At 33.9% G+C, this 13,523-nt stretch carries 15 protein-coding genes; 13 read left to right on the top strand and 2 right to left on the bottom strand.

Annotated features, from left to right (window positions below; translation table 11 throughout):
- Positions 1-30 precede the first annotated feature (30 nt).
- Positions 31-1,560, bottom strand: coding sequence for a glutamine-hydrolyzing GMP synthase (guaA, locus tag B3C18_RS23770; protein WP_291152715.1), 1,530 nt, complete (start codon positions 1,558-1,560; stop codon positions 31-33).
- A gap of 220 nt (positions 1,561-1,780) precedes the next feature.
- Between guaA and B3C18_RS23765 the strand changes: the two genes are divergently transcribed.
- Entirely contained in the window at positions 1,781-2,308 is a 528-nt protein-coding gene (locus tag B3C18_RS23765) for a hypothetical protein (RefSeq protein WP_291152711.1), read from the top strand.
- A 63-nt stretch (positions 2,309-2,371) separates the two neighbouring features.
- Here the strand turns inward: B3C18_RS23765 and B3C18_RS23760 are convergent, their stop codons facing one another.
- On the bottom strand, positions 2,372-3,088 hold the full coding sequence (locus B3C18_RS23760) for a hypothetical protein (RefSeq protein ID WP_291152709.1): 717 nt from the start codon (positions 3,086-3,088) through the stop codon (positions 2,372-2,374).
- Between the two features lie 305 nt (positions 3,089-3,393).
- Between B3C18_RS23760 and B3C18_RS23755 the strand changes: the two genes are divergently transcribed.
- The 12 genes from B3C18_RS23755 (at position 3,394) to B3C18_RS23700 (ending at position 13,441) form a co-directional block, all read left to right on the top strand.
- Positions 3,394-4,311, top strand: a complete 918-nt coding sequence (locus B3C18_RS23755; protein ID WP_291152706.1) for a J domain-containing protein — start codon at positions 3,394-3,396, stop codon at positions 4,309-4,311.
- A complete protein-coding gene (locus B3C18_RS23750) occupies positions 4,304-4,609 on the top strand; it encodes a chaperone modulator CbpM (RefSeq protein ID WP_291152703.1) in 306 nt (101 codons plus the stop codon). Before B3C18_RS23755 ends, B3C18_RS23750 begins: the two co-directional genes overlap by 8 nt.
- A gap of 164 nt (positions 4,610-4,773) precedes the next feature.
- Positions 4,774-5,157, top strand: a complete 384-nt coding sequence (locus tag B3C18_RS23745; RefSeq protein WP_053474087.1) for a RidA family protein — start codon at positions 4,774-4,776, stop codon at positions 5,155-5,157.
- Between the two features lie 162 nt (positions 5,158-5,319).
- On the top strand, positions 5,320-6,576 hold the full coding sequence (locus B3C18_RS23740) for a voltage-gated chloride channel family protein (RefSeq protein WP_291152699.1): 1,257 nt from the start codon (positions 5,320-5,322) through the stop codon (positions 6,574-6,576).
- Positions 6,577-6,896: 320 nt separating this feature from the next.
- Positions 6,897-7,901: a DHH family phosphoesterase gene (locus B3C18_RS23735; protein ID WP_291152696.1), complete on the top strand. Its 1,005-nt coding sequence runs from the start codon at positions 6,897-6,899 to the stop codon at positions 7,899-7,901.
- A gap of 6 nt (positions 7,902-7,907) precedes the next feature.
- Positions 7,908-8,570: a gliding motility-associated peptidyl-prolyl isomerase GldI gene (gldI, locus tag B3C18_RS23730; RefSeq protein WP_291152694.1), complete on the top strand. Its 663-nt coding sequence runs from the start codon at positions 7,908-7,910 to the stop codon at positions 8,568-8,570.
- Positions 8,571-8,585: 15 nt separating this feature from the next.
- Positions 8,586-9,659 (top strand): peptidylprolyl isomerase, encoded by a 1,074-nt coding sequence (locus B3C18_RS23725; protein ID WP_291152691.1) that lies wholly within the window; start codon positions 8,586-8,588, stop codon positions 9,657-9,659.
- A 57-nt stretch (positions 9,660-9,716) separates the two neighbouring features.
- Positions 9,717-10,874: a peptidylprolyl isomerase gene (locus tag B3C18_RS23720; RefSeq protein WP_291152689.1), complete on the top strand. Its 1,158-nt coding sequence runs from the start codon at positions 9,717-9,719 to the stop codon at positions 10,872-10,874.
- A gap of 211 nt (positions 10,875-11,085) precedes the next feature.
- Entirely contained in the window at positions 11,086-11,982 is an 897-nt protein-coding gene (locus tag B3C18_RS23715; RefSeq protein ID WP_291152686.1) for an EamA family transporter, read from the top strand.
- An 88-nt stretch (positions 11,983-12,070) separates the two neighbouring features.
- Positions 12,071-12,427, top strand: a complete 357-nt coding sequence (locus tag B3C18_RS23710; RefSeq protein ID WP_291152683.1) for a DoxX family protein — start codon at positions 12,071-12,073, stop codon at positions 12,425-12,427.
- 33 nt (positions 12,428-12,460) lie between these two features.
- Entirely contained in the window at positions 12,461-13,168 is a 708-nt protein-coding gene (aqpZ, locus tag B3C18_RS23705; protein WP_291152681.1) for an aquaporin Z, read from the top strand.
- Positions 13,169-13,198: 30 nt separating this feature from the next.
- The gene (locus tag B3C18_RS23700) at positions 13,199-13,441 is read left to right on the top strand and encodes a GlsB/YeaQ/YmgE family stress response membrane protein (protein WP_291152678.1); all 243 of its coding nucleotides are present in this window, start codon (positions 13,199-13,201) and stop codon (positions 13,439-13,441) included.
- Positions 13,442-13,523 lie beyond the last annotated feature (82 nt).

Raw genomic sequence — 13,523 nt, 5'->3', positions numbered from 1 at the left:
AAATGTAAGACCTTAATTTTAAAAACAATACTATTCCCACTCAATTGTTGCAGGTGGTTTTGAACTTATATCGTAAACTACACGATTCACGCCTTTTACCTTGTTGATAATATCGTTTGACACTTTCATCAAGAAATCGTAAGGTAAATGAACCCAGTCAGCAGTCATACCGTCTGTTGATTCTACTGCTCTAAGTGCCACTACTTTTTCGTAAGTACGCTCATCGCCCATAACTCCAACACTGTTTACCGGAAGCAAAATTGCTCCAGCCTGCCAAACTTTGTCGTATAATCTCCAAGATTTTAATCCTTCAATAAAAACAGAATCAACGTCTTGTAAAATTTGTACTTTCTCCGGAGTAATATCTCCTAAAATTCTAATTGATAATCCTGGTCCCGGGAAAGGGTGTCTTCCCAATAATTCAGGATCTATTCCTAAAGTAGCTCCAACTCTTCTCACTTCATCTTTGAAAAGCATTCTAAGCGGTTCTACAATTTTTAATTTCATATAATCTGGCAATCCACCAACATTATGGTGCGATTTAATTGTTGCAGATGGTCCTTTTACCGAAACAGATTCAATTACGTCTGGGTAAATTGTTCCTTGTGCTAACCATTTTACGTCTTCAATTAAATGTGATTCATCATCAAAAACTTCGATAAACACACGTCCGATAGTTTTACGTTTGGTTTCAGGATCGCTGATTCCGGCAAGTTCAGAAAGAAAACGGTCTCCGGCATCTACACCTTTTACGTTTAATCCCATTCCTTTGTATTGATCTAATACGTTTTGGAATTCGTTTTTACGAAGTAATCCGTTATTTACGAAAATACAGTAAAGGTTTTTACCAATTGCCTGATGTAATAAAACCGCAGCTACAGTAGAATCTACTCCGCCTGACAATCCTAAAACTACTTTATCGTTTCCTAATTTCTCTTTTAATTCTCCCACCATTTCTTCTACGAAAGCATTTGGTGTAAAGTTTTGAGGAACTTCGGCAATTTTAACTAAAAAGTTCTCCAGCATTTTTGATCCATCTGTAGAATGGAAAACTTCTGGATGATATTGAATTCCGTAAGTTGTTTCGCCTTCAATTTTATAAGCGGCAAATTCTACGTCGTGTGTGCTTGCTAATTTTACAGCATTTGTTGGAAGTGCTTTAACGCTATCGCTGTGGCTCATCCAAACCTGACTGTTTTCTGAAACTCCTTCAAAGAAAACTTCATTATCTTTAATATAAGATAAATTCGCTCTACCGTATTCTCTAGTATTAGAAGCTGCAACTTCACCTCCACTAAAATGAGCTAAATATTGCGCTCCGTAACAAACGGCAAGCATTGGAAGTTTACCTCTAATTTGAGATAAATCAGGATGCGGGGCATCTTCTGCGCGAACAGAAAAAGGGCTTCCGCCTAAAATTACTGCTTTATAAGGTGATAAATCACTAGGAAAGTGATTGTAAGGGAAAATTTCGCAGAATATATTTAATTCGCGAACTCTACGCGCAATAAGCTGTGTGTATTGCGATCCGAAATCTAAAATAAGTACGTTGTGTTGCATGCGCAAAAATACTTTTTATATTCGAAATTGAAAAATCGGAACAATGAAAAAAAATTTTTTTTTTTTATTAAGCTTCTAAGATGCTAAGTTTCTAAGATTCTGAGTTTAATTTTTAACCTCAAAAAGAAAAAACTTAGCATCTTAGTATCTTAGAAACTTAGAGCCTATAAAAAAATCCAACCCCAAAGAAATATCGTATCTATGATAAAAACCCATATTTATGAAATCAAAATCAATTGCTCTTATCCTTTTATTGTCTCTGTTTTTAACTTCTTGCGATGCCGTAGATGATTTATTAAGTTTTACTATTTCAAACGAAGCTTCGATTAAAATTAAAAGTACATCGCCGCTTAATTTACCAACAGAAATCGTTACTCCGGATGTTACAACCAATTCTTCGGCTGAATTTGAAAACAATAAAACCAAAGCGAGTTTGGTAAAAGATGTAAAAATCAGATCGCTTAAACTTTCAATTTCTGATCCTTCTGATAAAACTTTTACGTTTTTAAAATCAATACACTTATATATTTCAACATCAAATTCTGATGAAATAGAACTGGCATATCAGGACAATATCAATTCGTCAAGCAATACGATTGATTTAATTTGTACCGATAAAAGACTGGATCAATATATTAAAGCAGACAGCTATAAAATTAGAACACAGGTTACACTTAAAGAAACGCTTACGAAAGATGTAACGGTGAAAGCGGATATGAAGTTTAGGGTTACTGCGGATCCATTTTAGTCTAAGATACTGAGATACTAAGTTGCTAAGGTTCTAAGTTTTTAAAAGAACCTTAGCATAGATTTATTTTGCAACTCTTACAACAGTGAGGGTTCCTTTATATCCCGCATCTAAATTATCCCAAAAGTATCTATCTATTAATTTCCCTTCAGAATCAAAAATTTGAAATTCAGCTGTATTTCCTCCTGAAGTACCTGTATTCAAAGCTTCAAATTCAATTCTATTTATTCCTAATGGTAGTGTTATTCTAAACTCTCTAAAAGAGCCTCCCATTTCTAAACCGCCTTGAATAACTTTAAAATTTTGAGAAACTTTAACCATATCGCCATCCACAACTATAAAGTCTCTATACCTAACTACAAAATATTCTGATTTTGTAGTAAATTCTCCAAAATCAATATTTTTTCTGACTAATATTCCTCTGTCCTCTTTTAATCCAACATCTTTTAATGCTTTATCCAAATCTTTTTCCATTTTAGGAACATATTGATCGCCTGGATTAGCAAAATCATTTTTTGGAGCCATTGAAAAATTACTTTTTTCTGCACCAACTTGAAGCTGCGATTTTGGAGTTATACTTGTATTATCAAAAACATTTGGTGTTTTAATACTTGGTATATCTGTCGTTTCTGCTTGTGGATCTTTTACTTGCGGAATTGGTGTCTTTTTCTTTGCGCTAAATTTAGGTGCCGGAATAGGCTTGAATTTGGTTCCAAATTCAGTTTGTGCTGAAACAGTTACAGCAGCAAAAAACAGTATGAAAAATAAAATATGCTTCATTGAAAAGTGGTTATCGAATCGGCTTTATAATTTTTTATAGAACTCAAGTCTAGCATCACAAAAATAGAATAAATAAGTTTGGTGCGACAACTTTAAGAGTATTATAACAATATATTAGGCTTATTTTCTGAAATCAAAAAACCTGCCAATTATTGTCTTTCTAAATAAAAATAAATTCCAATTTGGAAATTCCAAATTCCAAAACATGCGTTAATTTTTTCTTTAAACCTACACATCACTTTGATAGTTAACAACTTATTCTTAACTTCAATATCTCAATTTATTTTATCTTAAAATTCAAAAAGATGGATTATATCGATTATTATAAAACCTTAGATGTTACAAAATCGGCAACTGAAGCCGAGATTAAAAAAGCATATCGAAAACTGGCCAGAAAATATCATCCAGACTTGAATCCGAATGATAAAGAAGCAGAGAAAAAATTCAAAGAAATCAACGAAGCAAACGAAGTTTTAAGCAATCCGGAAAATCGTAAAAAATACGATAAATACGGAAAAGACTGGAAACATGCTGATGAATTTGAAAAAGCAGGCTACGATCCGAATCAACAGCAATATTCTAGACAACAGCAAGGTAATCAAGATTTTTCTGGTTTTGACGGAGGTGATTTTTCGGGAAGTGATTTCTCAGATTTCTTTAATTCTATGTACGGTTCAGGACGAAGCAGCCGAAGTCAGTCTAAATATAGAGGACAGGATTTTAATGCCGAACTGCAATTAGATTTGGCTTCTGCTTATACTACACACAAACAAAGTTTGACCGTAAATGGTAAAAATATCCGAATTACAATTCCGGCCGGAGTCGAAAATGGTCAGGTTATTAAAATTCCCGGACATGGCGGCGCAGGTGTAAACGGCGGGCCAAACGGTGATTTGTATATTACTTTTAATATTGAAAACAATTCTGATTTTAAAAGAGAAGGAAACAATTTGTATTCTAATGTTGATCTGGATCTTTATACCGCAGTTTTAGGCGGAGAAATTAATATTAAAACTTTTGACGGAAAAGTAAAAATTAAAGTTCCTTCCGAAACTCAAACTGGAACAAAGGTCAAATTAAAAGGAAAAGGTTTTCCTGTTTATAAAAAGGATAATCAATTTGGAGATTTATATGTGACGTATAACTTAAAAGTTCCAACCCAATTATCTGAAAAAGAAAAAGAATTGTTTACAGAATTATCTAAACTTAGAAATCATGAGTAACAAGAACTTAATCCAAATAAAACAGTTTTGTATTTATCACGAAATTGAAAATACGTTTATCACTGAACTTCATAATTATGGTTTAGTTGAAATTATTATGGAAGAAAATGACGAATATCTGCAGCCGGAACAATTACCTTCAATAGAAAAAATGATTCGCATGCATTATGATCTGAATATTAATTTGGAAGGAATTGATGCCATTTATCATTTGCTGAATAAAATTGAAACTTTACAGCAGCACTTGACAAATACGCAGAATAAACTCCGAATTTACGAAGAAAATCAAGCAGAATAAATTGTAAATTCTCTCTTTTGAAATATCACAAAAAAGAACGTTTTTCAGCATGATTTCAACTCATAATAATTCTTTTTGCGAGTCATATTTCCTAAATTGCAACGCATTAATTAACCTGAATTTGTTTTTAAAACGAAACAAAACAATTCAAAAAACCTCATAAAATGAAAAGAGAAAATATCTTAACAGGATCGCCGTGGGAAGACAAAATGGGATACTGCCGCGCTGTAAGAATTGGCAATATCGTTGAAGTTTCTGGAACTGTAGCAATTGTTGACGGCGACAAAGTAAAAGCCGACGATGCTTATGCGCAGACCTATAATATTATTGAGCGTGTTGAAAAAGTTTTAGAAGACTTAAACGTTGGAATCAAAGACGTTATCAGAACTCGTATTTTCACTACTAATGTTGATACTTTTGAAGAAGTTGCCAGAGCGCATTCTGCTTTTTTTAAAGATGTAAAACCAACAACTGGTTTTTATGAAATCAGTAAATTAGTTGCTCCTGAATATTTAGTTGAAATTGAATTTACAGCTGTTGTACAGTAAATATTTTTTTGCCACAAATTACACGAATTTCCACTAATTATTTTTTTTGTTTTGCCACAGATTAAAAGGATTTTAGAGATTTCTTTTTGTTTGCCTCAAATTAAAATATATTAATTCGTGAAAATTCGTGAAATTCGTGGCAGAAAACATCACACACAATTAATGACTTCCCAATCCCCAAAACAAATCCTGCTTTCTATTCCTAAATGGATTATTATTTGTGCTTTAATTGGCATATTTTCGGGATCTGCATCTGCGTTTTTTCTTGTTTCTTTAGATTGGGTTACACAATTTAGAATTCATCATGACTATATTATCTGGCTGTTACCTTTGGGTGGATTTTTAGTTGGTTCGAGTTATTATTATTGGGGAGAATCTGTGGTAAAAGGCAATAATTTATTGCTTGAAGAATACGAAAAACCTAAAAAAGTCATTCCGTTTAAAATGGCTCCGTTGGTTCTTTTAGGAACTTTATTGACCCATTTATTCGGAGGTTCAGCCGGACGCGAAGGCACAGCCGTACAAATGGGCGGCGCAATTGCGGATCAATTCACCAAAATTTTCAAATTAGATAATTCTGAGCGTAGAATATTAATTATTCTAGGGATCAGCGCAGGTTTTGCTTCTGTTTTTGGAACTCCTTTGGCAGGCGCCATTTTTGCTTTGGAAGTTTTGTATTTTAGTAAAATCAATTTTAAAAGTATCGTACTTTCCTTTTTAGTCGCTTATGCCGCTTACTTTACAGTAGAATTTTGGGAAATAAAACATACCCATTATAGCATTCCAATTGTTCCTGAGCTTAGTTTTAGGACTATATTTTATACTATATTAGTTGGTCTTCTTTCTGGTTTTGCTGCGTTATTATTTTCACGAAGCACACATTTTTGGGGTTCTCTATTTTCTAAAAACATAAAATATCCGCCGCTTCGTCCGGTTATTGGCGGAATTATTTTAGCAATCGCCATTGCAGGTTTAGGATTTACCAAATTCTCCGGACTCGGCGTTCCTGTTATTGTTGATTCCTTTTCAAACCAAAGCGATTGGTATGATTTTCTTCTTAAAATTTTATTTACCGGATTTACTTTGGGCGCAGGTTTTAAAGGCGGAGAAGTAACGCCATTATTCTTCGTTGGTGCAACTTTAGGAAGTGCTTTATCCTTATTTATCCCAATGCCAATTGCACTTTTAGCCGGAATTGGTTTCGTTGCCGTTTTTTCCGGCGCAACCCACACTCCTATCGCCTGCACCATTATGGGACTGGAATTATTTGGCATCGAATCTGGAATTTTTATTGCTATAGGATGTACAATTGCTTATTTTTCATCAGGTTCTGTAGGTATTTACAAATCACAAATTGTAAAAGGGGCAAAATTTAAATTGTACCAAAGATTTAAGGGAAAAGAATTGGAACATTTGTAAAATAAATTCCAAATTACATTTTTTAAATTCCAAATTCCAATTAATACGAAACTCTCTTTCCAAAAATAAAAAATCCGTTTAAATCAGCGTTTTCGCGAAAGCGAATCCGTATCATCTGTGTGCCAATTTTACACACAGAAAAACGAATATCTCCAACAGATTAAAATCCGCTAAAATCAGCGTTTTCGCGAAAGCGAATCCGTATCATCCGTGTGCCAATTCTACACACAAAAATTAAATCCCACAATATATCCAAAAACAAAAAAACCGAGGCAAAAATATTTTCAGCATTACATTAAAAAAATGTAAATTCGCACACTATGAAAATACAAGATATTCAGGCGATTCAATTATTGCTTGCTGCTCCAAAGAAAATTGTAATAATTCCTCACAGAGGACCAGATGGCGACGCCATGGGTTCTACTCTAGCTTTATACCATTTTTTATTAAAAAACAATCACCAGCCAACCGTGATTGCACCAAACGATTTTCCTGATTTTTTGGCCTGGCTTCCGGGTTCAGAAACCGTAAAAATCTTTGAAAAAGACACTGAAAACTGTACCAAAATATTAGAAGAAGCCGAGTTGATTTTTACACTCGACTTTAATGCTTTTCACCGCACGGGCGAAATGGAACATACTTTAGCCAAGCTGACTGCTCCGTTTATCATGATCGATCATCATGAAAAACCGCACGATTATGCAGCTTATATGTATTCTGATACTTCATACGGATCAACTTGTGAAATGATTTACAACTTCATTACCTTCTTAAACAAAAAAGAAGATATTGATAAAACCATTGCAACTTGTATTTATACCGGAATTTTAACTGATTCTGGTTCTTTTCGTTTTCCGGGAACTACAGGAAACACACACCGAATTATTGCAGAATTAATTGATTTAGGAGTTGAAAACACTCAAATTCCGGTTTTACTATACGATAACAGTTCGTACAGCCGTTTGCAATTATTAGGACGTGCGCTTCAGAACATGAAAATTTTCGAAGAGCACAAAACTTCTTACATGACTCTTACTCAGGAAGAATTAGATTCTTTTCATTATGTAAAAGGCGATACCGAGGGAATTGTTAATTACGGATTAAGTATTAAAGGAATTGTTTTTACGGCTATCTTTATCGAAAATAGAGACGAAAAAATAATTAAAATCTCTTTCCGTTCGCAAGGAGGATTTGATGTAAATCAGTTTGCGCGCGACCACTTTAACGGCGGAGGCCACGTAAACGCTGCCGGCGGAAGATCTGATGTTACAATGGAAGAAACCGTTAAAAAGTTTGAAGATTTAGTAACTAAACTAAAATTATAAACCAATATGAACTACTTAAAACTTAGCATTTACTCCCTGCTTTTTGCAGTTGTATTGGCAGGCTGTAAGCACCATGAAGAAGCACGAAGACCAATTTCGAGAGCTTCGGGTACTTTTATGAAAAAATCGGCTGACAGAAATAAAAAGTTAGTGGCAAGCGAAGAAGAAGTCATTAAGAAAATCATCAAAAGCAATCCGAAAGTAAAATATTACGCTACCAAAAAAGGATATTGGTTCTCTTATGATGAAAAAAGTACTACCGAAACTGCCACTCCAAAAAAAGGTGATATCGCTTACTTCAATTTAGAAGTTAAAAACATTGACGGTACACTTATTTATTCAGAATCTGATCTTGGTCCGCAGACCTATTATGTAGACAAACAAGATATTATGATGGGATTACGCGACGGAATCAAATACATGAAAAAGGGCGAAACGGTTACTTTTCTGTTTCCATCTCATATAGCATACGGATACCACGGAGACAACAAAAAAATTGGACCTAATGAATCCTTAATTTGTACCGTTACGCTTCGTAATTTTGTTCCGGATCCGGCACAAACTACTGCTGCTCCTGCTGCGGGTACGGGTGCCACATCAGTAAAAACTCCAAAACCTGCAGCTGTAAAACCAGCCGCAACAACTAAAAAAGATACAATAAACCCATAAAAAACATTTTAAGAAATGAAAAAAAGTATTTTATTATTACTATTAGCCGTAAGCTCATTGTATTCATGTAAAGACGACCACAGTAATTTACCAGATGGTTTATATGCTGATATCGAAACTAATAAAGGACACATCATTGTTGAATTAGATTACAAAAAAGCGCCAATAACTGTTGCAAACTTTGTAACCTTAGCAGAAGGTAAAAACGAATTTGTAACGGATGAAAAATTAAAAAGCAAACCATTTTTTGACGGTTTAAAATTCCACAGAGTCATTGAAGATTTCATGATTCAGTCTGGAGATCCGCTAGGAACTGGTTCTGGAGATACAGGATATAAATTTAAAGATGAATTCTCAGATTTAAAATTCGACAAAGCCGGTGTTTTAGCAATGGCAAACAACGGACCTGGAACAAACAGCAGCCAGTTTTTCATTACTCATGTTGAAACGCCTTGGTTAGACAATAAACATACGATTTTTGGACACGTTGTTGAAAAAGGACAAGAAGTAGTTAATAAAGTGGTTCAGGGAGATAATATCGTTGCTGTAACTATTATCAGAAATGGTGAAGCAGCTAAGAAATTTGATGCTGTAAAAGTATTCCACGATTATTTTGCTAATATCGCTAAGGAACAAAGCAAATACGCAGGAGCTCAAAAAGAAAAAGTTGATTTTTATGCTTCTATAAGACCAAAAGCAACTAAAACTTCAACTGGTTTAGAATATGTTATTACTGAAAAAGGTTCAGGAAAAAAACCTGCAATTGGGACTCAGGTTTACATTCACTACGCTGGTTTCCTTGAAAACGGAACTTTATTTGATTCAAGCATCGAAGAAGTTAATAAAACTTTCGGAAAATTTGACGCTGCAAGAGCAGAACAACACGGATATCAGCCAATTCCTTTTCAAGCAGGAAAAAAAGACGGTTTAATTCCTGGATTTATTGAAGGAATCGAAAAACTTTCTTTTGGTGATAAAGCGGTACTTTTTATTCCATCTCATTTAGCTTATGGAGCAACTGGAGCTGGAGGAGTTATTCCGCCAAATGCAAATATTATTTTTGAAGTTCAACTATTAGAAAAACCATAATTATTTTTATAATTAAATTCTTATAATTAGTTTTACAGACTTAAATTAAAAAACACAATGAAATTTAAATTTCTATTTTTATTCTGTGTGGCTGTATTAAACATTCAGGCGCAAGCAAAAAAAACTACTACGAAAGCAAAACCAAAAACAGCTAAAACAGCTGTTGCGGCAAATCCAGCTGAAGGTATTTTTGCTACAATTTCAACAACAAAAGGAGACATTGTTCTTTCATTAGAATATGTAAAAGCTCCAGTTACTGTGGCTAACTTTATTTCTTTAGCAGAAGGAAAAAATCCTTTTGTAAAAGTAGAAAAGCTTAAAGGAAAACCATTTTATGATGGTTTAAAATTCCACCGAGTTATTGCCGATTTCATGATTCAGGGTGGAGATCCGGACGGAAATGGTTCTGGAGGCCCGGGATATGCTTTTAAAGATGAATTTGTCAGCGATTTAAAATTTGAAAAAGGCGGTGTTTTAGCAATGGCTAATTCAGGTCCTGCAACAAACGGAAGCCAGTTTTTTATCACACATAAAGATACACCTTGGTTAAACGGAAAACATACTATTTTTGGTCATGTAGTTTCTGGAATGGATGTTGTAAATAAAATTGCTCAGAATGATGTAATGACAAAAATTACAATTACCCGCAAAGGTGCTGCAGCTAAAAAATTTGATGCTGTAAAAGTTTTTAGTGATAATGAAAAAAACCAAGAAGCTAATAAAGCAGAAGAGGCTAAAAAATTAGAAATCTTAAAAGCACAATCTCAAAAAGTTGCTGCCGAAAAAGCAGCTTATTTTACAGCTACAAAAGCTAAAGCAACTACAACTGCATCTGGTTTAAAATATGTAGTTACTAAAAACGGAACAGGTGTAAAAGGTGCTGAAGGTTCTAATATCTTTTTTCATTATGCAGGATATTTTGAAGACGGAAATCTTTTTGACAGCAGTATAACTGACGTTGCAAAAGCATACGGAAAATATGATGCAAACAGAGACGCTCAAGGCGGATATAAAGCTTTTCCTTTTACTGTTGGTAAAAAAGACGGTATGATTCCTGGTTTCATCGAAGCTCTTGATTTGATGACAGATGGAGAAAAAGCAATTTTCTTCCTTCCTGCAAATTTAGCTTACGGAGCACAAGGTGCCGGAGGAGTTATTCCACCAAACGCTACTTTGGTTTTTGAAATTGAAACGTATCAAAATCAGCCTAAATAAGATTTTAAATTCTTTTTAAACATAGTAAAGCCATCAAAATTAAATTTTTGGTGGCTTTTTTCATTTCTTAAATTCTGTCAAATATTTAAAATTGAATTCAATAACACACCAACAATACACACATTGATAACGTTTGCGCATATTTTCTATTAATTCTTAAACAAAATAACTTACCTTTGCCGGCTTGAATTTTTTAAAATAAACAATCAAAATGTCACAAAATAACGTATTAAAGGGAGTGTTTTTAGTTGCTTTAGGAGCTACAACTTATGGAATGTTAGCCACTTTTGTAAAAATGGCGTATTCTGAAGGATATACAACTGCCGAAGTAACAACTTCTCAATTTGTACTTGGAATTATTGGTATTTTGATCATCAATGCTTTTCAAAAAGTAAAAAACAAAGAAAAAGTAGTAAAAGCTACTTCAAAGAATATATTTCATTTAATGCTTGCCGGAACTTCATTAGGAATGACAAGTTTGTTCTATTATCTGGCTGTTAAATTTATTCCAGTTTCTATTGGAATCGTTTTATTAATGCAGACCGTTTGGATGGGCGTTTTACTTGAAATGATTTTAGAAAAAAAATTACCTTCTAAACAAAAAGTTTTTGCGGTTTTTATTGTTTTGATTGGAACTGTTTTAGCAACCAATATTATCAACAATGATATTGTGCTTGACTGGCGCGGAATCGTTTGGGGAGTTTTGGCTGCAGCCTCATTTACTACTACAATGTTTACGGCGAACCGTGTTGCCACAGGAATTTCTTCTGCACAGCGTAGTTTATATATGCTTTTGGGCGGTGCTGTAATTGTATTTACTTTCGCATTTTTTACTCAGGTTACCCCTTTCAATCTGGCAATTTTCCTGAAATGGGGAATAGTTTTATCTTTATTCGGGACTATTATTCCGCCACTTTTAATGAATTTAGGTTTCCCTTTAACCGGAATTGGTTTAGGAAGTATTGTATCTGCATTAGAACTTCCGGTTTCTGTAATGATGGCTTATGTACTTTTGAATGAAAAAGTGATTCTTACACAATGGGTTGGAATTGTTCTTATCATTCTGGCAATCATCATTATGAATGTAAATTTCAAACGTAAAATTTAAGATTTTTTTGCACGCTATTAAAAAAAGCTGTCTTGTAATGTAATAAGTGTTAATTTTTTTATAATTTAGTTGTAAATAATTAATTATCATGAATTTACCCTGGCATTTATATTTAATGGCGATACTTTATATTCTTGCCGGATTCAATCATTTTCGAAAACCCGGAATGTACATTAAAATCATTCCTCCATTTTTTAAAAACCCTAAAATAATCAACACATTAAGTGGAATTGCCGAAGTTTTACTTGGCATTTTATTAATGTTCTCTCTCACAACTCAGTATGCCGCATGGGGAATTATTGCATTATTGATTGCTATATTTCCTGCCAATTTATATATGTTTCAAAATAAAAAAGCGAGTTTTGGTTTACCAAAATGGATTTTATTTATACGTTTGCTCTTACAAATAATTTTGATAGTTTGGGCATTCCAATATACCCTATAACAATCAAATCTATTAATCTTAAATTATTTTATTATGAAAAAATTGTTTGCAGAGTTTTTCGGAACTTATTGGCTGGTTTTTGGAGGTTGTGGAAGCGCCATTTTTGCTGCCGGTTATCCTGAATTAGGAATCGGATTTGCAGGTGTTGCTTTAGCATTTGGTTTAACTGTTTTGACAATGGCATATGCTGTTGGACATATTTCTGGCGGACATTTTAATCCCGCTGTTTCATTTGGTTTATGGGCTGGCGGAAGATTTCCTGCCAAAGATCTTATTCCTTACATTATTGCACAATGTATTGGTGCAATTGCTGCTGCAGGAACATTATATACAATAGCATCAGGAAAAGCAGGATTTGTAATCGATAATACCAAAGCCGGAGCTTTTGCATCAAATGGTTTTGGAGCATTTTCTCCTGACGGATATTCATTAGGATCAGCTTTTATTGCAGAGTTTGTACTGACTTTATTTTTCTTATTGATAATTTTAGGTGCAACAGATAAATTCGCAAACGGAGGATTTGCCGGAATTGCGATTGGTCTTGGATTAACATTGATTCATTTAATTAGTATTCCAATTACAAATACTTCTGTAAATCCTGCAAGATCATTATCTCAGGCCATTTTTGCTGGCGGAGAACCTCTTTCGCAGGTTTGGTTATTTTGGGCAGCTCCAATTTTAGGTGCCATTGCAGCCGGATTTATTTATAAAACATTACTGCAAAACCACGCAGAAGCATAACTAATCTAATTTTAACTTAAAAAAAATACTATGGAATTTTTATATTTCTTATTAATAGGCGCAATTTCTGGATGGTTAGCTGGTCAATTATGGAAAGGTGCCGGTTTCGGACTAATTGGTAACATCATTGTTGGAATTATTGGCGGATTTGTTGGCGGCTGGATTGCCAGCAGATTTGGTATTGGCGGCGGGGGACTTCTTTGGCAAATTATAATTGCTGCCGGAGGTGCGTGGATCTTACTATTTATTATTAGTTTGATTAAAAAAGCATAAAAATTTTAACCAATTATAAAATTTAAAGAGAAAATCAGATATATTTATATTTGGTTTTCTCTTTTTCTTTAGATAAAATCGA

The organism is Flavobacterium sp. UBA7680 (genome assembly GCF_002482975.1).
Classification (GTDB): domain Bacteria; phylum Bacteroidota; class Bacteroidia; order Flavobacteriales; family Flavobacteriaceae; genus Flavobacterium.
The sequence above is the reverse complement of the archived record's forward strand: the minus strand, read 5'-3'. Positions and strand labels throughout refer to the sequence as shown.